Origin of the sequence: Curtobacterium sp. MCBA15_012 (assembly GCF_001864935.2) — a bacterium.
GTDB lineage: Bacteria > Actinomycetota > Actinomycetes > Actinomycetales > Microbacteriaceae > Curtobacterium.
Map to the genome: position 1 here is coordinate 693,995 of NZ_CP126267.1, position 24,576 is coordinate 718,570.

The following is a 24,576-nucleotide window of genomic DNA, read 5'->3' on the forward strand; positions in this document are numbered from 1 at the left end:
CAGTGCGGCAAGGGGACATGTAGTTAGACAAACTAGACAATCGGTGCCACGCTGCAGGCATGCGAACGCAGAACAGCCTGATGCAGCTCCGGGCGAACCCGATGGAGTGGCGTCGTCGCGGCCTCACGCCGCCGGACGTCATCCAGGCGATGATCGAGGAACGCCTCGCCGAGCCGGGTCACTCCCAGCCGGTCGGCGACCCGTCCTACCAGGACTTCTTCCGCATCTGAGCGCGGAACGTCACCCCTCGACGGACGGGAGGCGCGGTGCCGGCTGGCACCGCGCCTCCCGTCCGTTCGTGGTCGGGCCGGACCCGCGTGGTCGCCGTGACCGCCCGGGTCCCGGCTCTGGCCGGGACGAGTCCCCGATCTCGTCGGTGCGGTGCGGCCGTGCTCTCCACAGGCGGGTGACGCGGAGGTGACCAGTCGATAGACTCGGGTGGACCACCGGCCCAGCCCGCCGGTGCGGTCCTCCGCCAACGTGAGGAGAACCTCCATGCCCGCAGCAGTCATCATCGGTGCCCAGTGGGGTGACGAGGGCAAGGGGAAGGCAACCGACCTCCTCGGCTCCCGCATCGACTACGTCGTGAAGTTCAACGGCGGCAACAACGCCGGGCACACGGTCGTCGTCGGCGGCGAGAAGTACGCCCTGCACCTGCTGCCCTCGGGCATCCTCACGCCCGGCGTCACCCCGGTCATCGGCAACGGCGTCGTCGTCGACATCGAGGTGCTGTTCCAGGAGCTCGACGCGCTCAAGGCCCGCGGGGTCGACGTCTCGAAGCTCCGCGTCTCGGCGAACGCGCACGTCATCACGCACTACCACCGCACGATCGACAAGGTGACCGAGCGCTTCCTCGGCAAGCGCCAGATCGGCACGACCGGTCGCGGCATCGGTCCGACCTACGCCGACAAGATCAACCGCGTCGGCATCCGCATCCAGGACATCTTCGACGAGAACATCCTGCGCCAGAAGGTCGAAGCGGCCCTCGACCAGAAGAACCACCTGCTCGTCAAGGTCTTCAACCGTCGTGCGATCGACGCCGAAGAGGTCGTCGAGTCGCTGCTGTCCTACGCCGACCGCCTGCGCCCGATGGTCGCCGACACCGCGCTCGAGATCCACCAGGCGCTCGAGCGGGGCGAGACCGTCCTGTTCGAGGCCGGTCAGGCCACCATGCTCGACGTCGACCACGGCACCTACCCGTTCGTGACCTCGTCGTCCGCGACCGCCGGCGGTGCCGCGACCGGTTCCGGCATCGGCCCGGGCAAGCTCGAGCGCATCATCGGCATCGTCAAGGCGTACACGACCCGCGTCGGCGCCGGTCCGTTCCCGACCGAGCTGTTCGACGAGTCGGGGGAGTTCCTCCGCGCGAACGGCTTCGAGTTCGGCACCACGACCGGTCGTCCCCGTCGCTGCGGCTGGTACGACGCCCCGATCGCCCGGTACACGGCGCGCATCAACGGCGTGACCGACTTCGTGCTCACCAAGCTCGACGTCCTGACCGGCCTCGAGACCATCCCCGTGTGCGTCGCGTACGAGGTCGACGGGCAGCGCGTGGACGAGGTCCCGGTCAACCAGTCCGACTTCCACCACGCGAAGCCGATCTACCAGGACTTCCCCGGCTGGTCCGACGACATCACGGGCGCCCGCTCGTTCGACGACCTGCCGAAGAACGCGCAGGACTACGTGCTCGCGGTCGAGGCGATGTCGGGTGCCCGCATCTCGGCGATCGGCGTCGGCCCGGGCCGTGACGCGATCGTCGTGCGGCACGACCTGCTCGGGGCGGCGCTCTGACGATGCGGATCCTGTTCGTCTGCAGCGGCAACATCTGCCGGTCCCCGCTCGGCGCCCAGGTGCTGACCGCTCGGCTCGGCCCGGACGCCCACGCGTTCACGGTCGAGTCGGCCGGCACGATCGCCGACGACGGTGCCGCGATGGACGGCCCGGCCGCTGCGCAGTCCGCGCGGCTCGGTGGCGACCCGTCGACGCACCGCTCGCGCTACCTGACCGAGCAGATCGCGGCGTCGGCCGACCTCGTGCTGACGGCCGAGCGGTCGCACCGTGCGGCCGTGGTGTCGCTCGCGCCCCGGACGGCCAAGCGGGCCTTCACGATCAAGCAGTTCGCTCGCGTGCTCGACGGGCTCGAGCCGGGCGACCTCGCCGGGATCGCGACCGCGCAGGACCTGGTCGACCGGATCGCCCGGCTGCGGGGGACCGTCCCGCCGCCGGCCGACCCCGCGGACGACGACGTCGACGACCCCTACCGGCGGTCCGAGGCGACGCACGTGCGGGTCGCGGACGAGATCGACGCCGCACTCGCGCCGATCGCGGACGCCCTGCGCGCGCTGCGCTGAGCTGCGCCGAGCTGCGCCGCCCCTCCGGACGGCGCGACGCCCCCGCTGCACGCGCAGCGGGGGCGTCGTCGTGTGCGGAGGCGCGGGGGCCTCGTCCCGGGGCGGCCCGGGCCGTGCTCAGTCGCGCAGCTCGGGCAGCCGGTACGTGCCGAGCGTGACCGTGTGGGCGCCCTGCCCGAGCAGCTTCCGCACGACGGCGTCGGTGCGGGCCCGGTTCGGCACGGCGTTCCGGCGCACCAGGGTCGTGACGAGGTTCTGCAGCTCGGTGGCGTCGGTCACGATCGCGGTCGAGGCACCGCCGCTGCCGGTCTCGCTCTCCCCGCGGTCCTCGGCCTGGACGTACGCGGCGGCGTCGCCGGAGTAGAACACGGCCGAGTGCACCCACGAGGGGCCGCCGCCGTCCTCGTCGCTCAGGAAGTGCTTGAGCCGGCGGGCCTGCTGCCGGACCTGGCGCGCGGGCGAGGCGCCGCCGGCCTGCACGCGCACCTGCCACCAGTGCTCGACCTCGTCGGCGTGGTCGAGCACCCGGCGGCTGCGCACCTGCACGGCGAAGGAGCCGGTCAGCGAGGACTCGTCGAGCAGGTTCCGGAAGGCGTGGTGCACGGTGCTCGGCTTGCGGCCGTCGAACACGATGCCGTTCCACCGCTTGTTCTCGACGACGAGCACGTGGCCCGACTCGAGCACCAGGACGTGGTCGAGCTGCGCGACGAAGCTGCGGCTCCGGTCGCGCTCGGCGCGGGCGACGGGGGCGAAGACGACGTTGGTGAACAGGGCGCCGTTCACCCCGACCGCACGGCAGACCTCGTGGATGGTGCGCTGCGAGGCCTCCTCCCACCGCATGCCGCGGCGGGCGAGGTCACGGCTCTGCTCGGCGTCGGCCAGGGCTTCCTGGCGTGCGACGTCGGCGGCGACGAGCCGGCGGGCGTGCTCGGCCTCGGCCGCGGCGGTGCGCTCGCGGTGCTCCCGTTCGAGCGTGCCGGTCTGGTGGTCACGGAGCCGTTCGGCGTCGGCGAGGGCGGCACGGGCCGAGGACTGGTTCCGCCGCAGGACGATCACCAGGACGACCACGACGACCGCGAGCCCCCCGGCGACCAACCACGGCACGAGCTCGCTGGTCATGGTGCAACCCCACCACACCCGGGGACGGGGGAGCGGACCGGCGGCGGCGAGTCGAGCCAGCGGCGGCGGGTCGGGCCCTCGGCCGAGCCGGTCGAGCCGGTCGAGCCGGCCACGCCGGTGGCAGCGGCGCCGCCGGCGCTGCCCGGTCGACTCCCGGAGGAGCGGCTCAGCGCGGCCAGGTCGCGACGACCGCCACGGCGTTGAACAGCACGTGCGCGACGACCGCCGCACCGATCCGGTTCGTCATCGCGACGAGGGTGCCGGTCAGCAGCCCGAGCACGAACGTCGTGACGAACACCTGGAACCCGGCGATCGTGGTCGTCGCGGCGCCGAGGAACAGGTGGGACAGGGCGAACAGGAACGCCGTCAGCACGACCGCGAGCCACTGCGTGCGCGGTGTCAGCTCGGCCGCCAGGGTCCGCTGGAACAGTCCGCGGAAGAACGTCTCCTCGATGACCGGGCTCACGATCACGATGCCGACGGCAGAGACGACGAGCAGCCCCACGTCCGGTGCCCCGAGCGACGGTGCCGGGGTCAGTCCGGTGGTCCCGGTCAGGGCGATCGCGAGCACGACGTCGACCACCCGCGCGAGGATCACGATCCCGAGCGCGAACACCAGGTCGCCGAGCTCGATCCGGAACCGGCCGAGCGTGCCCTTGCCCGTCCGTGCGATCACCCACACCGCGCCGAGCACGAGCGGCACCCACACCGACAGGTTGCCTGCGAGGACCTGCAGCGCGGGCGGCTGGATGGCCCCGCGGAGGGTCAGGCTGCTCACGATCCGGGCGAGCACGACGGCCACCACGAGGGCGACCAGCAGGGCGACGAGGTCCCGCTGCCGGGCGGTCGAGGGCTCGGTGGTGTCCGCGTCCGGCTGCGTCGTCATGGGGCGAGCGTAGAGGACGGTCGAGTCACTTCCGCCACAACAGGCGAGTAGGCCTCATCCGTGTGGCACTATTTACAAGCCGACTGCTGGGAGAACCCCTGCAGACCCTGTGTCGGGACCACAGGAACGGTCAGGATCGGGGAAGGCGGGCCGCGTGGAACTGCGCGACTACATCACAGTGCTGCGCAAGGGATGGGTGCTGATCGTCGTGCTCGCCCTCGTGGGTGTCGCCGCGGCGGCCGGGTTCTCCCTGCTCAAGAAGCCCGTGTACTCGGCGAGTGCGCAGGTGTTCGTCTCGACCGAGACCTCGGGCAGTGCGAGCGACCTGGCGCAGGGCAACACGTTCACGCAGCAGCGCGTGCTGACCTACTCGAACCTGGTGCAGACGCCGATCGTGCTCCTGCCGGTCATCTCGTCGCTCCGGCTCGACATGAACGCCGACCAGCTTGCCTCCATGGTCTCGGCGACGGCGCCGACGAGCACCACGCTCATCTCGATCACCGTGACCGACACGAACCCGGTGCAGGCCACCGAGATCGCGAACGCCGTCTCGGCGAGCCTGACCAACGTCGTGCAGGACATCGAGTCCACCGACGCGAACGGCAAGGGCACCGTCAAGCTGACCCGCGTGAAGCAGGCCGACGTGCCGCTCGCGCCGATCAGCCCCAACGTCCCCGTGAACATCGCCCTCGGCCTGCTCGTCGGGCTCGCGCTCGGCGTCGGCATCGCGGTCCTGCGCGAGACCCTCGACAACCGCGTCCGCACCGAGGTCGACGTCGAGAAGATCAGCGACAAGCCCGTCGTCGGCGGCATCGCGTTCGACGGCAAGGCCGCCGAGCGACCCCTCATCGTGCAGGTCGACCCGCGCAGCCCGCGCGCCGAGTCCTTCCGCACGCTCCGCACGAACCTGCAGTTCCTCGACCTCGGCACCGGCTCGCGCACCTTCGTGATGACGTCGTCGATGCAGTCCGAGGGCAAGAGCACCACGGTCGCGAACCTGGCGATCGCGCTCGACAGCGCCGGCTTCCGCGTCATCCTCATCGACGCCGACCTGCGCCGCCCGCGCGTCGGCGAGTACATGGACGTCGACGGCTCCGCCGGCCTGACCGACGTGCTCATCGGCCGCGCCACGCTCGAGGACGTCGCGCACCCCTGGGGTCGCGGCAACCTCGTCGTCCTGCCCGCCGGGCAGATCCCGCCGAACCCGTCGGAGCTCCTCGGTTCGAAGGCGATGGAGGAGCTCATCGCGACGCTCGAGCAGCAGTTCGACTACGTGCTGTTCGACGCCCCGCCCCTGCTGCCCGTCACCGACGCCGCGATCCTGTCGAAGAAGGCGTCCGGCGCCATCCTCGCGGTCGCGTCCGGCAAGACGCACAAGGGCCAGCTCGCCGCCGCGGTCGCGTCGCTCGAGAACGTCGGCGCTCCGATCGCCGGCTTCGTCATCACGATGATGCCGGTGCGTGGGCCGGGGGCCTACGGCTACGGGCGCTACGGCTACGGCTACGGCTACGGCCTCGACGACGAGCAGCCGCCGCAGCCGTCCGCGAAGCCGCCGAAGAAGGCCCGCGGGAAGCTCGGCACGCTGCGCCGCGCCGACCGCTGAGACGGGGGACGACGACATGGCTCGTGACCGGGGGACCCGAAGCCTCGGCGGTGCACTGCGACGGAACACGCTGATCGGCGTCGCCGTCGTGATCGTCGCGCTGGTCGTCATCGACGTGGTGCTCGTCGCGCTCGCGCTCGGCCGCACCGACCCCGCCACCACGGGGACGCCCCGTCCGGCGCCCACCTACTCGAGCGAGCCCTCCGACGACGCGACGGCGACACCGTCGCCGACGCCGTCGGCCTCCGCGACGCCGTCGACCTCCGCGACGCCGGGCGCGGGCGGCACCGCGCAGGGTGCGTCGAGCATCCCGGCCCGCCACCTGCTGTCCGCCGTCGACGGCCGGGAGGCATGGCGCGCCTCCAGTGCGTCGTGTTCCGCTGCGGACGTGGTGCTGGAGCACACCGTCGACGCGGGGACCACCTGGCAGCCCGTCGCGCTCGGCCCGGACGTGCGTGCCCTGTGGGGCATGCGCGCCACGACCAGCGGACTGTCGATCCTCGCCGCCGTCGGCGACGGATGCGCGCCGACCGAGCGCACCAGCGTCGACGACGGCGCGACCTGGAAGGCGGCCACTGCCGGCGCTGCCGGCGCCGCGATCACGCCCGACGGCCTGCTGCTCAACGGCGTCGCGGTCCCGACGCCCTGCCCCGAGCCGATCGACGCGTTCCAGGGCGTCCGCTCGGCGATCGTCGTCTGCGACACCACCGTGCAGTGGCGCGCCGGCACCGGCGCGTGGGTGTCGGTGCCGCTCGCGGGTGTCCGCGGGGTCGCCGTGAACGACGCCTCGTACACGCTCGCCCGCGTCGGTGTGCCGGAGTGCCAGGGCGTCCAGATCGCGACCATGAGCGCCGTCGGCGTGACGCCCGCGACCACCGCCAAGGCCGTCGGCTGCGAGCCGGCGGACGACGGCGCGCAGATCGCGATCGACCGGGCGGGCGTCAACGTGTGGACGTGGGTGGGGGACGCGGTCGCGGTGTCGACCGACGGGGGCGCGACGTGGTAGGCGGGAGGTCCCGGTGACCGTCCAGGGCGCGCGTGCCGCGACCACTCCGGCGAGCACGCTGGAGTGGAGCCACCGGTACTCCCGGCGCGTCCTGGTGACGGACCTGCTCGCCCTGATCTGGGTCGTGTTCGGCGTGCAGATCGCCTGGCTCGGGTTCAGCTCGGACCTGGCGACCAACACCGCCGACCTCAAGCTCAGCTACTTCGCGATCTCGGTCGTCGTCATCGCCGTGTGGATGACCGGCCTCGCGATCTACGACACCCGTGGCCCCCGCGTCATCGGCGTCGGCAGCTCGGAGTACCGCCTGGTCGCCGACTCGAGCGTCCGGGTGTTCGGTCTCATCGCGATCGCCGCGTACCTGCTGCGCGTCGACCTCGCCCGCGGCTACGTCCTCATCGCCTTCCCGCTCGGCATCCTCGTCCTGCTGCTGTCGCGCTGGATGTGGCGGCAGTGGCTCGTCGCCGAGCGCAAGCACGGCGGCTACTCGGCGCGCGTGCTGCTCGTCGGGTCGACCGCGAGCGTGCTCCACATCGGGCGGGAACTCGCCCGCTCGCCCGAGGCCGGCTACCGCGTCGTCGGTGCCGCGGTCGCCGACGGCACCCGCGGTGTCCTGCCCGGCAGCACCATCGAGAGCCACGGCGGCATCGACGACGTCGCCGCCGCGCTCCGAGCCACCGGCGCGGACACCGTCGTCATCACGAGCTCGGACGACCTGCCGCCCGAGCGCGTCCGCCAGCTCAGCTGGTCGCTCGAGCCCGGCCGCCAGCACCTGGTCGTCGCGCCGAGCCTGACCGACATCGGCGGCCCGCGGATCCACACCCGACCCGTGCAGGGCCTGCCGCTGATCCACGTCGAGACCCCGACGTACTCCGGCCGGAAGCTCTACACGAAGCGCGCCTTCGACCTGGTCGGGTCGGCGCTGCTCATCGTCGTGCTGTCGCCGCTGCTCGTCCTGCTCGCGGTCCTGGTGAAGGCCGGTTCGTCCGGGCCGGTCTTCTTCCGCCAGGAGCGCGTCGGCCTGAACGGCTCGACGTTCCACATGATCAAGTTCCGCTCGATGGTCGTCGACGCCGAGGCCCGCCTGCAGGAACTCAGCGCGCTCGACCGGGCCGAGGGGAACACGGTCCTGTTCAAGATGAAGGACGACCCCCGGGTGACCCGCATCGGAGCGGTCATGCGCCGGTACAGCCTGGACGAGGTGCCGCAGCTGTTCAACGTGCTGGTCGGCAACATGTCGCTCGTCGGTCCCCGGCCGCCGCTCGCCAGCGAGGTCGCGCGGTACGACTCCCACGTGCACCGCAGGTTCCTGGTGAAGCCGGGAATGACCGGCCTGTGGCAGGTCAGTGGTCGGTCGGACCTGTCGTGGGAGGACTCGGTGCGGTTGGACCTGTACTACGTGGAGAACTGGTCGATGGTCGGCGACCTGCTCGTGCTCTGGAAGACGTTCAAAGCTGTATCTGCATCCCGAGGAGCCTATTGATGCCTTTGCCGCCCGAGCAGGCTGGAGCTCATCTCGCCGGGAACGTGCCGCGTGTTCCGACCACCAGGATCGCTGGTATCCCGATTGCTGCCGTCCCTCCGACGGAGCTTCTTCACTCGTTGGCTCAGAAGGCCGCGTCCCTCCGACACGAACAAGGCGGGGTTGCTGTTCACTTCGTCAACGCCTACACCGTTTCGCTCACCACAGACGCTGTTTATCTCAGGGCGCTGAATCAAGAAGGTGTGAACTTCGCGGACGGCACGCCCTTGGCCTTCCTCGCCAGGCGGGGCGGGAAAGACGTCGCGCATCTCCGTGGGCCTGATGCATTTCGCGAACTCCTTGCACAGACCCGTGTCTCCGGCGTGCGTCACTTCCTACTGGGAGGGACCCCGGACTCGCTTGCCCGACTTCGGGCCGTCGTCAGCTCGCAGTTTCCCGAGGCAGAGGTGGTCGGCGCCTTCAGTCCTCCTTTCAGGCCGATGGATGGGGAAGACCACGTGGATATCGACCGGAGGATCTCGAAATCTGGCGCAAACATGGTCTGGGTCGGAATCGGCACGCCTAAACAGGACTACGAGGTTCTCCGCATTGCCAATCGGCTGCCGGTGGTCGCACTGGCCGTAGGGGCTGCATTCAACTTTGTTTCCGGGGACGTTGAAGAAGCTCCGGAGCTGTGGAGAAGGACCGGTCTCGAATGGCTGTACCGACTGTTCCGGGAACCTCGGAGACTGTGGAGGCGCTATCTGATCGGTAACGCAAAATTTGTGATCCTCACCATCTCGCGTCGGCGGAAGGATGCTGTGAAGGAAGGTCGATGACGTTGCGGGAGATCCCGTTCGATCATCCCAGTGCGCTGCTGGTTAATGTATCTGAAGGAGTAGAGCATGGCCTTGATGACTTCGCTGAAGAATTTGATTCTACGACGAATGGCGCTGCGAGCCAACGTCGAAGTGGGTAGCGGTTTTCATGTGGGCTTCGGTTCGGTTATATGGGCACCGCGGAAACTCGTCATAGGTGCGGACGTCTATGTGGGCAAGAACTGCACCATCCAAGTCGACGGAAGCATCGGCGACGGCGTGCTGATCGCAAACAATGTCGGCGTAGTCGGACGGACGGACCACGACATGCGAGAGGTCGGGAAGGTCGTGAGCCGAGCGCGCTGGATCGGAGACGCGCCGGAAGCGCTGAGTCAAGGCACCCGGATTGAAGAGGATGTCTGGATCGGCTTCGGGGCCGTGATCCTGTCGGGCGTGACTGTGGGACGCAGCGCCATAGTTGCTGCGGGGGCGGTTGTGACCCGGGACGTTCCGCCCAACAGCATCGTGGCCGGTGTGCCGGCAGCTGTCACTGCGGACCGATTCGATGCCTCAGCCCTGCGTGAGCACTGGGCGCTTCTGGATGCAAGCAGGGGCAAGCGGTGACGGCCAAAGTAGCGATCATTCATCCCTGGCTACCTCAGTATCGCGTCCCCTTCTTCCGCGCGCTCAAGGCCGTTGCCGCGACTCGGGGCATCGCGGTCCATGTGTTCCACGGTGAAGTGCCGCCTGAATGGCGAGCACGAGGAGATTCGAATGTTGTGCCAGAGGTCGCGCAACTGGTTCGAACTCGGTGGATCGGCTTCGGGGGACGAAAGCTCGCACTCCGGGACTTGCGTCCAGTGCGAGCAGGTGGGCCATACGACCTCATCGTTGTAGAGCAAGCGGTTCGTAACGTCGAGTCGTACCGCCTGTTGATCGGAACCACATCCCGTCGTGTTGCGATGTGGGGACATGGGCGCACGTACACCAAGCGCACCGGGCGTTTGCAGGAACGGGTGAAGCGATGGTTGACCCTCAGGTCACGTTGGTTTTTCTCCTATACGAGGGGAGGCGCAGACGATGTCCTACGCGCCGGATTCCCACCTGAACGAGTCACGGTGGTGCAGAACACAATCGATAGCTCGCCTTTACGCGACGCGGTGACGCAGGAACGGGAACGTCCGGACATCACGTTCCGCGAAGAACATGGACTTGGGTCTGCGACGGCCGTGTTCATCGGCGGACTCGATGCCTCTAAACGACTGGACTTCATCATCGCCGCAGGAGACGCGATCGCGGCGGCCATCCCGAGTTTCCGTCTACTGGTGGTAGGAAGTGGTGAACTTGAGGGATGGCTTCGGGGACAGGCGCAGACGCGGCCCTGGCTTGTGCCACTTGGGCATGCGACCGGGCTGTTGAAAGCGAAAGCACTTGCCGCGTCCCGGGCGATGTTGATGCCAGGACGGGTTGGACTGGTTGCTGTTGACAGCTTCGCCGCCGGTGTGCCCCTGGTCACTGTGGACTACCCGTTCCATGCTCCGGAATTCGAGTACCTAGACCACGGCAAGAATTCCCTCGTGGTGGCTAACGACATCGCGCAGTACAGTGAGGCCGTGATACGGATTCTCACGGACGACAGCCTCGGACGGGCGCTTGTCACGGGCTGTAACGCATCCTTCGAACGGTTCACTCTCGACGCGATGGTTGAGAATTTTCTTTCTGGTATCGAAGGAGCCCTTCAGTCGTTTGCGCATCCGCGGTGAGTGCCGTTGACGGTCTGCGCCCCTTGGGAGATCGGGCAGCGTGCGAGACCGAAATTCGACCATGAGAGCCGACGGCAATGCTCGGCGCCAGCCCTACCCGCCGCGACTGATCTTCATCGATGGCCTTCGGGGCATCGCGGCTTTCGTGGTGGCGGTTGGGCACTCCATTGGGATGGTACCTCCCGACCACACAACAACACCCATCTGGTCAGCTAGCCCGGATCAGCTTCTTGTTTGGCCGTGGCTCTTCGGGCGCCCGATGGTATGGCTCTTCATCATGCTCAGCGGGTTCGCGCTCTATTGGAGCGAAGAGAGCCGCAGAGATGCCGGTAGAGGTGCGACCGCGCTGACCAGCTACTTCAAGCGACGGCTGTGGCGCATTCTGCCCGTTTACTACCTTGCGCTCGCGTTAGGGCTGCTGGTGGTGATCGGAGCAGGCGACGTTCTCCTCGAACCCTCGGAGAGTCTGACCACCTTCGCTCCGATCACGCCAGACGGCTTGCTTGCTCACCTCGTGCTCATCCATAACATCAATCCGGCTTGGATCTACCAGGTGAGCCCACCACTGTGGTCGATAGCGGTGGAGGTGCAGTTGTACCTGTTGTTCCCGCTCATCTTCGTCCTGCGTTCGAAGATTTCCGTCTACGGCGCAGTGTTGGCTCTGGTGGTAGCTGTCTGGCTTGGTAACCAGGTGCTGAACTTTCAATTCTTCTCTCTGATCGAGTTGTTCGGGCTGGGTGCGATCCTGGCACATGTTGGAAGACGATGGGTCGCGCCCCGCAGCGCTTTGTTCACCGTGGCCGCGATCTTCCTTCTGGTGGGGCTTTGTAGGCCGACGATCCCGCCGAAGGCAGAGGAACTGCTTTGGGCGCTCGGCTTCGCTGCATTGATCCTCGCGCTGATCCGGACGCGACACTCGAACTGGAACGTGCCGACTTGGCGTCCTATCGTCTGGCTCGGCGCGCGTTCCTACAGCCTCTACGCTCTGCACTTCCCCGTGCTTCTGCTTGGATGGGCGTTCATTGGCCGGCTCGGTCTGCCGAACGGGCTTGAAGTGCCGATCATGGCTGCAGGTGGAATGGCAGCGGCGATCGGTGTCGCTCATCTTTCGTACATATGGATCGAGCAGCCCTCGATATTGCGCTCCCGCCGCGCGTGATGGCGGAAAGCACCGTGCGTCCCGAAGGCCGTCCGGGTATCCAGGTCAATTAGCGCGATCGACGGGTTTCCCGCACCAAAATTCTCGGCAAGCGCACTCCTCGCCTGTGCAGTACCGGCAGAACGGGGTGCCATCGCAACAGTATGATAACCGTGAAGAGCGCAGCGGTGGCACCCGCGAGGCATTGAGTCAAGGCCGCATCGGAGATCAAGTCCCACTTCAAGGTGGTTGCCACGGCAGCACCTGCAAAGGCCGACAGTCCGATTACGCATGACCAAAGCAATTGCATGAGGATTCGCCTCAGAAGTGCAGCCAGGTAGCGGTTTCTCCCGCCGGCGATCGTTCGAACAAGCGCGATCAGTCCGAGGGCTTGAGCAAAGGCGAGCCCGAGAGAGGCCCAGATAGGGTCGTGGAATAGAAACAGCGCCAGTAGTGTCAGCGAGGTACCGGTTGCCAGACCGATCTGCCCACGGCGCACGTGCGCGAACATCCCCCTCATCTCGAGGCTCGCTGCGAGAAGGCTGAACGGCACTTGGAGCGCAGCAGCGATCGCTAGCCCTGGGACGAGGATGCCGACCTGGTCCCAACCAGGTCCGAGCCAGATGGGTGCCAGCCGCGTTCCGAGGGCAGCGACCACCGCAAAAAGGGTGAACGATGCCGCGCAGGAGAGCGAGGTCGAGTCCAACATCGCCCCCTGGATGTTCACGGGCTTGTCACTGAGCCGGCGCCAGTGAGGCTGCGTTGCCCGGTTCAAAGCGACGGTCAGAGGGTTGCTGAGTGACTGGGTTAGGGAGGTGGCTCGGTTGAACGCACCCAACGTACGTGCCCCGCTCGTAGCGCTGAGGGTCCAACCCGGAAGCTGCGCAATCAGGTAGAAAACGATGTTCTGTCGACTGACGTTCCAAGTGAATTGCAAGAACTCTCGGTGCGCGGTTGATGTCGAGCGCGTATATCGCTTAGTACGCGCTACAAATGCAATCGTGCCCAGTGTGAGTGCGTTCACCACGGGGACCAGAGCGAGCGCCCACGGTTCGTGGTAGAGCAGTGCCCCTGAGATTGCCACGACCGCTGGTACCACGAAGGCAGCCAAGAGGGAGATCGCGTCCGCGGTTGCCCGTCCTTCCCGCCGTAAGAGAGCCGACTCAACGCTCGCAATCGGGAACACCAGCAAGGAAGCTGTGAGGAGCGGCACGAATTCGAAGGCATACGACGCATTGAGTAGCGTGGCCCAGGCTTTCCAAGCCAACACAAAAGCAGCGGCTGCTAGAACGCCACCGATCAGGGCGTACAGGCGCAACCAGCGGAGGTCGGATCGCGAGAGGCTTGGGCGATGGAGAACAAGCGACGGCAGGCCGGTGGTCGTAGCAAGGATGAGAAGCCCCTGTAAGCCGAGTACTGCGACAAAAGACCCGAACTCGGCGGGACTGAACAGGCGAGCGGTTGCGGCCGAATACAAGAATTGCCCTCCACCGATCACGGCTTGCGTGACGAGAAGTAAGCCTGCGCCCCGAGATGCTAAAGCAAACGTGGACAAACTTGGTCTCCATTCCCATACTGCTCGGGGCGCATCGCCTTCGTGTCGGGGTCAGCACGCGTCGATTTTCTCCGCAAAGATGTTATCGTGCGAGCTATCCGCGAGAAGGGATCTCGGAAGATGCTGATAGTGCGTTATATTCTTCGATGTAGCGCGCGGCTACTGCCTGGGGTGCATATCGTTCTTGGGCAAGAAGCCTCGCACGTTGAACCAACTCCGCGCTTGCTTCCTGATCCTGATCGAGAGCCAGGATCGCTTTCGCGAGCTCGCGTGGGTCATTGACATCTACGAGAACACCGGCCTCGCCGTCGAAGAGGGTCCATCCGACGGCCCCGGCTTCGACCCCAGCGACCACAGGTAGGCCGAAATGAATGGCTTCCAGGAGGGCGATACCGTGCGACTCCTCGAGGGAAGGATGGCAGAAGATCGTGGCATGTTGGTACTCGACGGCCAGGTCTTCTCGATTGAGCTCCCCTAAGAAATGTACGCCGTCGGAAAGCCCTTGATCTCCGGCCCATCCGGCAAGCTTCCCGTCGGGCTCCAGGCCCGGCCCGACGAGACGCAGCTGCGAACAGGGCGCCGAGACCTTGATGAGCTTAAAGGCCCGCAGCAGGGCTTTGACGTTCTTGAGGCGTGACCCATTGGCGACGTCGAGTATGGTGAGGTTCGGTGATCGCCGACCCGTTGGTGAGGCTAGGGCCGGTGTCGGGTTCGTGATGACACTTGTGGGCCGTCGGTAACGCATTTCCCGCTGCCAGCGTTTTGCTAGATAGGGCGTAACGAAAGAAAGGTGACTTGCTCGCAATCGTACTGATACGGCCATGAGAAGGCGGATCAGGCGGTATGTGTCCGGCATACGTCGCAGAACCGTGACGGGCGCGTCGTGCGCGGTCACAAGTAGGGGGGAAACCCTTGCATCAAGGCAAGCGAGCGCAAACTCGTACGTCCAGTGCGCATGGTAGACATCAGCAGTAGCCTGCTCTATTGCCTCTCGCAGCGCCGTGCGCTCGGCGCGGAAAAAGTCGAGGGCTCGATGCCGAGCTCTTGAACGGTAGGGGACCACTACCACCGTCAACGACCTGTTGTCAGCACGCCACGTGCGCTCGACATCGACGGACGCTGTTACGAGTACGACCTCGTGACCAAGTTCAAGCAGGGATTGAACGAGTGTGTTCACCGGCGTCCCGCCCAAGCCCCGCGGAATCGAATCTTGAGTCCGCCCGAGCACCCCAGCGAATTCGCGGGGGGATGACGGACCGACGACGCAGATCCTCAACTTGCCGTGCCCTCGGCGGCCAACAACTGTCGACGGTACAGGCGTGCGTAGTCTCGCGCGCCGCGAGCCGCGGAGAAGTCGTAATCGACGGGTCCAGCGGAACTTCCAACGGAGATCGCAGAAACCTCCGCCGACCACTGGGCTTCGCCGCTCACCACCTGCACGCCGGGGATGGACGCCGCCCAGCGGAGCCCCGGTGCGTCGTTGACTATTGCTGGCAAACCAACGGTCAGGCCTTCAGCGAGCGCCACTGACATCCCTTCACGAATGCTCGGAATCATTAGGTAGTCAGCTTCGAGCAAGGCTCGGTCCGGCGTGCTGGGTCCGCGCGCTCGGAGTTGCCCATTGGCATCGAGGGAGTTCAATTGCCGGACCTCGTACTCGTCGGCGTCTCGCTCATCTCCGACGTGAATAAGGTCGTGTCCTGCGGCGAGTGACGCTGAGATAGCTTGGCTGTGATTTTTTACTTGGCCACAGTTCCCCAGCAGCAGGCCAACTGGCCGACGTTCGACGGAGCGCTGTTGGGCTGCCCGTTCCGCCCTCAAGGTGAACATTCGATCGTCAACCCAGTTCATGACCAGAGTTGTCGCCCGTCCAATCCGGCGCTCATACACTTGTACGTCCGGAGAAGGAGCGACAACGCAATAGACAAATCGATCTGCCACCGCTGCTTGCACGAACCTGCTCAACCACCACTTCCCACGCGCGGGGAAGATGCTGTGGACAGTTCGTATGATCGATCCGTTTGCCCCGATGGCCCATCGCGCCGCCAGCACGTTTCGTAGGTAGTTTGCTTCTGGATGGATGTGAACCACGTCGACTTGTTTTTCGACCAAGAGATCTCTTATTTGACGAGCTGCTCGGAGCGAGTTCTTATCGGTGCGCAGGGTGCTGACGTCGTAGCCGGCTCTGCGGAGCTCTTCAGCGAACGGATGTTCTGACCCAAGTCCCACGACCATGGAGTCGATGCCTTGTGCAGTGAAATGCGGTGCGGCCGAGACGAGCATTCGTTCCATGCCGCTCGGACGGAGCGAACCGAGGAGGTGAAGCACGCGAATGCGCGGCGATTCAGCGTCCAACGTGAGTGAGCCCCTTTCTCGTGAACTCGCGCGCACGCCGGTTCAATGGATCATGGTCCTGAGTGCTCGAGCTTGCGGCGGAGGGAACGGCTGCCCATGCGAGAAACAGGCAGATGTACCAGGGCCAGGAATACGTCCAACCAAAGATCATCACAGTCGTCACCAGCGCAAGCATCGCGGCCGGCGGCCGACGACGCAGTTGCCGCACAGCGGCGATGATGAGGCATGCCACGAAAAAGCCCATCCCCACGAGGCCGACACGTAGATACAGGCTGACGTACCAGTTGTGCGGCGCAAACGTGACCCAGGTACCGGATTGGCGGCGGCCGAAGCCCCCGCCGAACGGTTCACCGAAGAGAACTGAAGTGGCGCCTTGGTCGATCGAGCCCTTGATCAAGTTCAACCAGCCCTCAGTGCGAGCGTCGTAGGTGTTGAGGTTCTGAGCCGCGCCCACCAGCGTGTTCACGAGCGGTGCGAGGGCGCCGGATGCGACGGCGACTGTCCCGACGACCGCCGCGACGGCCACGATCGCGAAAGTCCGCTTCCTGACCTCAGCGCTTCCAGCGAGTCCAACTGCGACGGCCGCTCCCAATGCAGCTACCCAGACGGTTCTTTCCTGTGCAAGAACAATTACGACGGCGAATACCAGGGCGCTCCAGATATGTGTTCGGCGTCCTTCTTCCTTCCAGAAGTGCAAGCACGTGATGAGGCACATGAGCAGCATCAAAGCCTGCCCGGCTACAAGTGCTCGCGAAGTCTGTTCGGTCTCGGCGTTGACGGAGACAAATTCGGTCGTGGTTCCGAGGCCATAACGCGCTATGTGGATGAAGGCGACAAGCGAAAGTGCCCAACCGAGGATCAGGGAGAGCCTACGTACAAGTCTGAAGGTCAACTCTGGGGTCCACGGGAGACTCAGCGCCCACCCGATGGCGGCGAATGGGTAGAAATACGCTCGGAACTCGTTGGTTGCTTCAGGAATCCCGAGCTGGGTAGCGCCTCGGACGTAGGCGGCAAGCATGACAAGGCCGAGCATGAGCCAGGCCCACGCACCGATACCGACGTTCTTGAGCATCTGGTTCAAGCGGGCCCCCATGATGACGGCCAACGTTAGCATCAGCAAGTCGAGGTAGTAGATCTGGAAGCCTGCGAGATCAGCTAAGGGGGGAAGGTTTGGCACCTCCCATGTGATCGACACGATGACCACGATGGAAGCAACCACAATGCCCGGGGATCGCGAGGTGAAGTGAAAGGCGAGTCCGAATAGCGCGAGTGCGAGGATGGCAGCTAGTGCGAGAGCGGCAGTCGTCATCGCAGTGCCGACTTCGCTCGCCTTGCCCACCAGGATGCGTACGACGCCGCTACGGGCAGGAACCAAGTCCAGGGGTGTGATTTCGATAGAATCAGTCGCAGTGAGTGGAAATTTCCGCCGCCCTTCGCACCCCGGAAGGATTGCCAGTCATGCCAGGCTGACTGCCTCGCGGGGGCGGGGTTTCTCGCGCATCGGCCGATAGGGCGTGGAGCGAGCACGACAGGGATGTCGAGTCGGCTGCATCGGAGCCCGTAGTCAATGTCTGCTAGCCCGTGGGAGAAGCGTCCGTCTATACCGCCAATTTTGCGGGCAAGTCCGACGGGAACTAGGACGCAGTTTCCGTTGAAGGTGTCGACCGTTCCAGACTGATCAGTCGGATCGATGCGTTCAAAGTTGAGGGGGTGTATACCTGAGCGCCGTAGACCCGAGTAGGTCACCGAGCCGTTCGTCGGATCGAGAGTGGCACCGACAGTTACCCGGTCGTGCCTTGCGTCGCGCAGCATGGCTTGGAAGCTGGCTCGGTCGAGGTCGACATCGTCGTTCAGCCACAGAAGGAAGTCGGAGTCCTCCGCAGCCGCCCGTTCAAGAACGTGCTTCTCAGCCTCGTGCATGCTGCGGGCCCAGAACGCAGAGCCGTCGCCCTCCAGCAGGGTGATCGGTCCTTGCATCGATCGGATAGCTGCGGCAGTTCCATCAGTGGAGCCGTCGTCGAACACCACGATCCGAACATCCATCGCGGCGTCCCCGGCGGCGTCTTGCACTTGCTGCAACGCGCGAGTGGTGAGCTCCAGGCGGTTGTGGCATGCGATGAGTATGTAGAGTTTCAATGGTCCAAACCTACGTCGGCGCTTTCGTGATCGGGTTGGGCCAAGGCAAACGACGCTCGTCCCGATCGCCCCTGCGAGCCGAAGCCGCCTCAGATTCTTTGGTGATCGTGTCACAGATGTACGCGACTGGGGTAGTGCAGGGCGCGGAAAGGTTCGCTGTTCAACGGGAGGCGTCCCAGGATCGACGAGCGGGTTGGTGTGAGCGGGAGCGCCGCTTGGTGGAAGCTGAGGGATCGATATGATCGTGGGTGCCAGGCCAAGCGGCGGGACTTCCGTTGTCGGCACGACTGAAGCGGGGACCGATTGACCAAGCGCGCACTCATCACAGGCATCACCGGGCAAGACGGCTCGTACCTGGCCGAGCTGCTCCTCCGCAAGGGGTACGAGGTGCACGGGGTCATCCGTCGCGCGTCCACGTTCAACACCTCGCGGATCGACCACCTGTACGTCGACCCGCACAACCCCGACGCCAAGCTGTTCCTGCACTACGGCGACCTCGGTGACGGTGCACGACTGGTGAGCCTGCTCGGAGAGCTGAAGCCGGACGAGGTCTACAACCTCGCCGCCCAGTCGCACGTGCGGGTCTCGTTCGACGAGCCCGAGCACACCGGTGACGTCACCGGTGTGGGCTCGATGCGCATGCTCGAGGCGGTCCGCATGTCGGGCATCCACACGCGGTTCTACCAGGCGTCGTCGTCCGAGATGTTCGGCGCGACCCCGCCGCCGCAGCACGAGGAGACGCCGTTCTGGCCGCGCTCGCCGTACGGCGCCGCGAAGGTCTACAGCTACTGGGTGACCCGGAACTACCGCGAGGCCTACGGCATGTTCGCGGTCAACGGCATCCTGTTCAACCACGAGTCCCCGCGCCGCGGCGAGACGTTCGTGACCCGCAAGATCACCCGTGCCGTCGCACGCATCAAGGCCGGGCTCGAGGACCACGTCTACCTCGGCAACCTCGACTCCGTCCGCGACTGGGGGTACGCCGCGGAGTACGTCGAGGGCATGTGGCGGATGCTGCAGGTCGACGAGCCCGACGACTTCGTGCTCGCGACCGGGGGCAACTTCACCGTCAAGGACTTCCTGTCGACCGCGTTCTCGCACGCCGGTCTGAACTGGGAGGACCACGTGCGGTTCGACGAGCGGTACCTGCGTCCGAGTGAGGTCGACGCCCTGGTCGGTGACGCCTCGAAGGCCAAGGAGAAGCTCGGGTGGGAGGCGACGGTCGACACGGCCGAACTCGCCCGCATCATGGTCGACGCCGACATCGAGGCGCTCGAGCACGAGGGGCGCCCGTGGATCGACACCGTGAAGCTCGCGAGCTGGGAGTCCTGATGCCCGAGACCACGTTCACCCCTGGCCCCCTCGACCGGTCTGACCGGGTCTACGTCGCCGGACACCGCGGACTCGTCGGCTCGGCGGTGACCCGCAAGCTCGAGGCCGAGGGGTTCACCGACGTGATCGGCCGGACGTCGTCGGAACTCGACCTGAAGGACCGTGGGGCCGTCTTCGACTTCTTCGCGCGCGAGCGGCCGAAGCACGTCGTCCTCGCCGCGGCGAAGGTCGGGGGCATCCTGGCGAACAACACGTACCCGCACGACTTCCTCAGCGAGAACCTGCAGATCCAGGTCAACGTCATGGACGCCGCGGTCGAGCACGGCGTCGAGCGGCTCGTCTTCCTCGGGTCCTCGTGCATCTACCCGAAGATGGCCGATCAGCCGATCCACGAGGACGCCCTGTTGACCGGGCACCTCGAGCCGACCAACGACGCGTACGCGATCGCGAAGATCGCCGGCATCCTCCAGGTGCAGGCGGTACGTCGTCAGCACGGTCTGCCGTGGATCTCCGCGATGCCGACGAACCTCTACGGGCCCGGCGACAACTTCTCGCCGACGGGGTCGCACGTCCTGCCCGCGCTGATCCGCCGGTACGACGAGGCGGTGAAGAACGGCGTCGACACGGTCGAGAACTGGGGCACGGGGACGCCGCGGCGCGAGTTCCTGCACGTCGACGACATGGCCGCTGCGGTCTTCCACCTCATCGAGCACTACGACGGCCCCGACCAGGTGAACGTCGGCACCGGCTCCGATGTCACGATCCGCGAGATCGCCGAGACGATCGCGAAGGTCGTCGGGTTCGCGGGCGAGACGGTGTGGGACACGTCGAAGCCCGACGGCACACCCCAGAAGCTGCTCGACGTGTCGAAGCTGGCTGAGGCCGGCTGGACGGCGCAGATCGGGCTCGAGGACGGCCTGCGGAGCACGATCGACTGGTTCCACGCGCACGCCGACTCGATCCGTCAGTGACCCTGATCGGACATGAGGAACCCGTAGTATCGAGCCCATGTCCGACCAGCCCGAGTCGCGACGCGCTGCTGCACCCCGGGGGAACAGGGCCCGGACCGTGCTGTGGATCGTCCTGGCCGTCGTCCTCCTGCTGATCCTCGCCGTCGCCTGGGTGGGGGTGCGCGGGGTGCTCGCGAAGGGGCACCTCGAACGTGCAGTCGCCGACGTCGGGACCCTCCGCTCGCAGTTGAGCAGCGGTGACACCGACGGCGCGCAGAAGACCGCCACGAGCCTGCAGGACGAGGCTGCCGCGGCGCGATCGCTCACGGGGGACCCGGTCTGGGGCGCGTCGCAGTACGTGCCGTTCTTCGGCACGAACCTCCGAGCCGTGCGGCAGGTCTCCGTGATCGTGGACGACATCGCGACCGGCGCGATCAAGCCGGTCTCCGGCGTCGTCGGTGAGGTCGGCACCGACTCGTTCGCGCCGAAGGACGGCAAGGTCGACCTCGAGCCCCTCGTGCGTGCCCAGGCACCGGTGCAGCAGGCGGCGACGACGATCGACAGGGCGAAGCAGGACGCCGACGCGATCGACGTCAGCGGGACGCTGTCGCCGGTCACGTCGGCAGTGAACCAGCTGCGGAATGCGTTGCTGTCCGTGTCGAGCCAGGTCGACGTCGCGAACCGAGTCGTCCAGCTCGCCCCGGCGATGCTCGGTCGTGACGGTGATCGCCGGTACCTGCTGCTCTTCCAGAACAACGCGGAGCTCCGTGCCGGGGGAGGCATCCCCGGGGCTGTGGCCCTGCTCAACGTGCAGGACGGCGGCATCTCTCTCCAGGAGCAGCGCTCGGGCCAGTCCTTCGGCCCGTACCCGGAGTCCGTGCTGCCGCTCGACGACGGCACGAAGGGCCTGTACGGCGACATCACGGGTCGCTACATGCAGGACGTCACGCTCACGCCGCGGTTCGACGTGTCCGCGACGCTCGCGCGCGAGATGTGGAAGCGCGAAACCGGCACCGAGGTCGACGGTGTCCTCGCCATGGACCCCGTCACGCTCGGGTACCTGTTGCAGGCCACCGGGCCGGTGCAGCTCCCGACCGGCGACACGTTGAACTCGGACAACGCCGTGTCGCTGCTGCTGAACGGCGTGTACGTCCGGTACCCGAACCCGGCCGTGCAGGACGCGTTCTTCGCCTCCGCTGCGAGCTCGGTGTTCCAGAAGATCTCGAGCGGGGGGTTCGACGCGAAGCAGTTCATCGCCGCGCTGACGAAGGCGTCGGGCGAGGACCGGCTGCGACTGTGGAGTGCCGACAGCGGCGAGGAGCGCCTCATCGGGGGGACGGCGATGGCCGGCGAGCTGCCGACGGCGTCGCGGGACACCCGCCAGTTCGGCGTCTACCTGAACGACGGCACCGGGTCGAAGATGGACTACTACCTGCAGAAGACGGTCTCGGTCGGATCGTCGGTCTGCCGGAAGGACGGACTGCCGACCTCGGCGGTCGAGGTCACCATCACGAACACGGCCCCGGCCGACGCGGCGACGAGCCTGCCGAAGTACGTCACTGGCGGCGGCGCCTTCGGGACCGAGCCCGGCAAGATCAAGACGCTCATCGCGGTCTACGCGCCGAAGAACGCGATCTTCCTCGGTGCCTCGCAGGACGGCAAGGCGGTCGGCGTGCAGACCGCCATCGACGACGGCCACCCGGTCGCACAGCTCCGGACGGTCCTGGCGCCGGGCGAGAGCGCGACCTTCCGGGTCGCGTTCCTCGGCGAGGTGCAGGACGCGAAGGCAGGCACCGAGGTGCTGTCCACGCCGGGCATCCAGCAGGCGAAGACGCTGCCGCTGCGCTTCGACTGCGCCACGCCGGTCCCGCAGGGCTAGCGCGAACCATAGGACTCCGCCGGTCGTCGGTCGGCGAAGTCCCGGCGTGTTGCTCCGCAGAACGCAGTCGACGCCGTCCCCAAAACGGGGGGTGCCTGCGGAATCTGAGTACTTGCGACGGACGGAAGCTCGCCAGCCAGCGGACGATCAGCATCGTCGAAGAGCCTCCTGACCGGGGGTTTCCTCTTCAATCCGCTGGGACTCCTGCTGTCAGGGCGTGCCTGGCGGGGTTTCCTCCCCGTAACGGGGCGAGAAACTTTCGGATCTGGTGGCAACAACCTGAGGATTCCCGCTAGATTGAGGGAACTTCGCCATAGCAAGTGCGTTCACCACGTGGCTTGCGAGCGGTGCACGGGCTCTGGGTGTCAGGGTCTGAAGGATCAGATCACTAGGGGAACCACTTCATGAAGAAGCTCATCGCCGCTGCCGTCCTCGCGGGCGCAGCGTTCATCGCCGTCCCGACCGCGGCCAACGCTGCCGGCTACACGCCGGACTCCGACGTGTCCGTCTCGGGTTCCTACACCGCCGGTGGCACCGCCACAGTCGCGTTCACCAAGGGTGCGTTCCAGAACAACGAGGCCGTCCGCGTCCAGGTCACCGGTGCCGGCAACGTCACCCTCGGTGCCCTGCCCGTCGCGACCACCTCGCGCGACTACACGGCGAACGCCGACGGCTCGCTCACCGTGCGCGTCACCTTCCCGGCCGGCGGCTCGGGCACCTACAACCTCACCGCCACCGGTGCGACCTCGGGTGTCACCGGCTTCGCCAACTTCACCATCGTCCCGGCCGGCGCGACCTCGGTCGCCGCCAACGGCAACTCCGGCACCCCCGGTCAGCTCGCCTTCACCGGTGGCACCATCTCCACCCTCGGCCTCTGGGCAGCCGGTGGCGCCATCGTCCTCGGTGGTGGCCTGCTGGTCGTCCGCAAGTCGGTCCGTCGCCAGCGCGAGACCGTCTGAGCCTCGCTCCACTGAGAAGGACCCCCAGCACCTCGGTGCCGGGGGTCCTTCCCTTTCGTCCGGAGTCGCGACGTCCGCCTGGCTGCGGTGAACCGAGACGGCGCGTCCGGCGCTCGCGATCGATCAGGCGACCACCAACGCGATCGCCACGACGGCGACCACCGCCAGCGGCGCGGCGATCCACAGCCACCACGGGAACATCGAGGGCGGTCGGTACGGGCGGCGTTCGGGTCGGGCCATGCGCTGACGGTAGATCACGTGTGTTTCCGACAGGTGCGCTCCGAGCACATCTCCAGCCGCCGGTGCCGATGCCGGACAGGGCTGCGAACGGCCTCAGCAGGATGCACCCCGCAACACGGGGCCACGACGGGCACGCGACCACGACCGGTCGCGCCGCCGGTCACGACCGGTCCCGCACCCGCCCCAGCACCACGATCCCGGCCAGCACCCCGAGCACCGCGCCCGACGTGTTCGCGAGCACGTCGTCGACCGACGCGAACCGGGCCGGCAGGAACAGCGCCTGCACGGTCTCGATGCACACGCTCACGACGAAGCCGCCGACCATGCCCACCCACCAGCGCCGGGCACCCAACAGCAGCACGGCCAGGAACCCGAACGGCGCGAAGAAGACCACGTTCGCGGTGAACTCGACGGCGTCGTACCCGAGCCAGGGCGGCGCCCCGAGCCGGTGTCCGGCCGCGATCGCCCGCGTCAGCCACGGCTGGATGCCGCCGTCGACGGGGGAGCCCGCCGTCGCCACCAGGACCACCACGACCGCGTAGCCGGCAGCCAGCGTCCAGGCGACGCGCTTGCTGCGCACCGAGGCGTGCGCGGCCCGCTCGCGCGCGTGCACGGCCGCGTCGAGGAGCGCACCGACCGCGACGCCCACGAGCCCCGCGACCAGGACGGACCGGAAGCGGTCGACCCGCGCGTCGGCGTGCGCCGCCGCGAGCACCGCCAGCACCAGGACGAGCAGACCGCTCACGACCGCGCGCTGCCGCACCCGATCCGGCCGGGAGGCGCGGCTCGCCCCCGCCAGCAGCAGCGGCAGCGGGGCGGTCACCGCGGTCACCGCCATCGCGAGCGCGAACCGCTCGTCGACGGCCAGGGTGCCGTGTCCGAGCGCGCGGAGCGCGCCCGCCGCGTGCGCGGCGACGGCCCGCAGCGTCTCCGACACACCGGGCACGAGGAGGAGGGCGACCACGAGCGCGACGGCCGCGCACAGCACGATCCGCACGAGTGTCGTCCTCCGCGCAGTGGTCACGGG

General features: G+C 66.9%; 22 protein-coding genes. 14 read left to right on the top strand and 8 right to left on the bottom strand.

Going from position 1 to position 24,576, the window contains the following annotated elements; translation table 11 throughout:
* Positions 1 to 59 precede the first annotated feature (59 nt).
* The 3 genes from QOL15_RS03220 (at position 60) to QOL15_RS03230 (ending at position 2,351) form a co-directional block, all read left to right on the top strand.
* Positions 60 to 230: a hypothetical protein gene (locus tag QOL15_RS03220; protein ID WP_171898736.1), complete on the top strand. Its 171-nt coding sequence runs from the start codon at positions 60 to 62 to the stop codon at positions 228 to 230.
* Positions 231 to 495: 265 nt separating this feature from the next.
* Entirely contained in the window at positions 496 to 1,791 is a 1,296-nt protein-coding gene (locus QOL15_RS03225) for an adenylosuccinate synthase (RefSeq protein ID WP_071249502.1), read from the top strand.
* Between the two features lie 2 nt (positions 1,792 to 1,793).
* A complete protein-coding gene (locus tag QOL15_RS03230) occupies positions 1,794 to 2,351 on the top strand; it encodes a hypothetical protein (protein ID WP_065961340.1) in 558 nt (185 codons plus the stop codon).
* A gap of 117 nt (positions 2,352 to 2,468) precedes the next feature.
* Here the strand turns inward: QOL15_RS03230 and QOL15_RS03235 are convergent, their stop codons facing one another.
* Both QOL15_RS03235 and QOL15_RS03240 read right to left on the bottom strand, forming a co-directional pair.
* The gene (locus QOL15_RS03235) at positions 2,469 to 3,470 is read right to left on the bottom strand and encodes a nuclease-related domain-containing protein (protein ID WP_071249503.1); all 1,002 of its coding nucleotides are present in this window, start codon (positions 3,468 to 3,470) and stop codon (positions 2,469 to 2,471) included.
* A 166-nt stretch (positions 3,471 to 3,636) separates the two neighbouring features.
* Positions 3,637 to 4,356 (bottom strand): CPBP family intramembrane glutamic endopeptidase, encoded by a 720-nt coding sequence (locus tag QOL15_RS03240; protein ID WP_071249504.1) that lies wholly within the window; start codon positions 4,354 to 4,356, stop codon positions 3,637 to 3,639.
* A 154-nt stretch (positions 4,357 to 4,510) separates the two neighbouring features.
* Here QOL15_RS03240 and QOL15_RS03245 point away from each other — a divergent pair, with 154 nt between their 5' ends.
* The 7 genes from QOL15_RS03245 to QOL15_RS03275 all read left to right on the top strand — a co-directional run bounded on the left by QOL15_RS03245 (position 4,511) and on the right by QOL15_RS03275 (position 12,164).
* Positions 4,511 to 5,959, top strand: a complete 1,449-nt coding sequence (locus QOL15_RS03245; protein ID WP_065961347.1) for a polysaccharide biosynthesis tyrosine autokinase — start codon at positions 4,511 to 4,513, stop codon at positions 5,957 to 5,959.
* Positions 5,960 to 5,975: 16 nt separating this feature from the next.
* Complete coding sequence (locus QOL15_RS03250) at positions 5,976 to 6,965, top strand: hypothetical protein (RefSeq protein WP_071249506.1); 990 nt, start codon at positions 5,976 to 5,978, stop codon at positions 6,963 to 6,965.
* 13 nt (positions 6,966 to 6,978) lie between these two features.
* A complete protein-coding gene (locus tag QOL15_RS03255) occupies positions 6,979 to 8,445 on the top strand; it encodes a sugar transferase (RefSeq protein WP_083394148.1) in 1,467 nt (488 codons plus the stop codon).
* Complete coding sequence (locus tag QOL15_RS03260; RefSeq protein ID WP_083394149.1) at positions 8,445 to 9,263, top strand: WecB/TagA/CpsF family glycosyltransferase; 819 nt, start codon at positions 8,445 to 8,447, stop codon at positions 9,261 to 9,263. The genes QOL15_RS03255 and QOL15_RS03260 overlap by 1 nt, the downstream gene beginning before the upstream one ends.
* A gap of 66 nt (positions 9,264 to 9,329) precedes the next feature.
* Positions 9,330 to 9,866, top strand: coding sequence for a DapH/DapD/GlmU-related protein (locus QOL15_RS03265; protein ID WP_083394150.1), 537 nt, complete (start codon positions 9,330 to 9,332; stop codon positions 9,864 to 9,866).
* On the top strand, positions 9,863 to 11,005 hold the full coding sequence (locus QOL15_RS03270; protein ID WP_139197610.1) for a glycosyltransferase family 4 protein: 1,143 nt from the start codon (positions 9,863 to 9,865) through the stop codon (positions 11,003 to 11,005). Before QOL15_RS03265 ends, QOL15_RS03270 begins: the two co-directional genes overlap by 4 nt.
* Positions 11,006 to 11,066: 61 nt before the next feature.
* Positions 11,067 to 12,164, top strand: a complete 1,098-nt coding sequence (locus QOL15_RS03275; protein WP_083394152.1) for an acyltransferase — start codon at positions 11,067 to 11,069, stop codon at positions 12,162 to 12,164.
* A 49-nt stretch (positions 12,165 to 12,213) separates the two neighbouring features.
* On the opposite strand, the gene QOL15_RS03280 is transcribed toward QOL15_RS03275, so the two are convergent.
* The 5 genes from QOL15_RS03280 to QOL15_RS03300 all read right to left on the bottom strand — a co-directional run bounded on the left by QOL15_RS03280 (position 12,214) and on the right by QOL15_RS03300 (position 18,189).
* Positions 12,214 to 13,698 carry an oligosaccharide flippase family protein gene (locus QOL15_RS03280; RefSeq protein WP_083394153.1) on the bottom strand — a complete coding sequence of 495 codons (1,485 nt, stop codon included), beginning with the start codon at positions 13,696 to 13,698 and terminating at the stop codon, positions 12,214 to 12,216.
* A 94-nt stretch (positions 13,699 to 13,792) separates the two neighbouring features.
* Positions 13,793 to 14,875, bottom strand: a complete 1,083-nt coding sequence (locus QOL15_RS03285; RefSeq protein ID WP_175473881.1) for a glycosyltransferase family 4 protein — start codon at positions 14,873 to 14,875, stop codon at positions 13,793 to 13,795.
* A gap of 95 nt (positions 14,876 to 14,970) precedes the next feature.
* Positions 14,971 to 15,990, bottom strand: a complete 1,020-nt coding sequence (locus QOL15_RS03290) for a glycosyltransferase (protein WP_139197612.1) — start codon at positions 15,988 to 15,990, stop codon at positions 14,971 to 14,973.
* A 52-nt stretch (positions 15,991 to 16,042) separates the two neighbouring features.
* Positions 16,043 to 17,392, bottom strand: coding sequence for a hypothetical protein (locus QOL15_RS03295; protein ID WP_071249516.1), 1,350 nt, complete (start codon positions 17,390 to 17,392; stop codon positions 16,043 to 16,045).
* Positions 17,359 to 18,189, bottom strand: coding sequence for a glycosyltransferase family 2 protein (locus tag QOL15_RS03300; protein WP_175473882.1), 831 nt, complete (start codon positions 18,187 to 18,189; stop codon positions 17,359 to 17,361). The genes QOL15_RS03295 and QOL15_RS03300 overlap by 34 nt, the downstream gene beginning before the upstream one ends.
* A 303-nt stretch (positions 18,190 to 18,492) precedes the next feature.
* On the opposite strand from QOL15_RS03300, the gene gmd reads away from it, so the two are divergent.
* The 4 genes from gmd (at position 18,493) to QOL15_RS03320 (ending at position 23,309) form a co-directional block, all read left to right on the top strand.
* Positions 18,493 to 19,521, top strand: a complete 1,029-nt coding sequence (gmd, locus tag QOL15_RS03305; protein ID WP_071249518.1) for a GDP-mannose 4,6-dehydratase — start codon at positions 18,493 to 18,495, stop codon at positions 19,519 to 19,521.
* Positions 19,521 to 20,492, top strand: a complete 972-nt coding sequence (locus QOL15_RS03310) for a GDP-L-fucose synthase (protein ID WP_071249520.1) — start codon at positions 19,521 to 19,523, stop codon at positions 20,490 to 20,492. The genes gmd and QOL15_RS03310 overlap by 1 nt, the downstream gene beginning before the upstream one ends.
* A gap of 37 nt (positions 20,493 to 20,529) precedes the next feature.
* Positions 20,530 to 22,350, top strand: coding sequence for a DUF4012 domain-containing protein (locus tag QOL15_RS03315; RefSeq protein WP_071249522.1), 1,821 nt, complete (start codon positions 20,530 to 20,532; stop codon positions 22,348 to 22,350).
* Between the two features lie 404 nt (positions 22,351 to 22,754).
* On the top strand, positions 22,755 to 23,309 hold the full coding sequence (locus QOL15_RS03320; protein ID WP_065961359.1) for a hypothetical protein: 555 nt from the start codon (positions 22,755 to 22,757) through the stop codon (positions 23,307 to 23,309).
* A 400-nt stretch (positions 23,310 to 23,709) separates the two neighbouring features.
* Here QOL15_RS03320 and QOL15_RS03325 read toward each other — a convergent pair whose 3' ends face one another.
* Positions 23,710 to 24,573 carry a VanZ family protein gene (locus QOL15_RS03325; protein ID WP_139197613.1) on the bottom strand — a complete coding sequence of 288 codons (864 nt, stop codon included), beginning with the start codon at positions 24,571 to 24,573 and terminating at the stop codon, positions 23,710 to 23,712.
* Between the last annotated feature and the right edge of the window lie 3 nt (positions 24,574 to 24,576).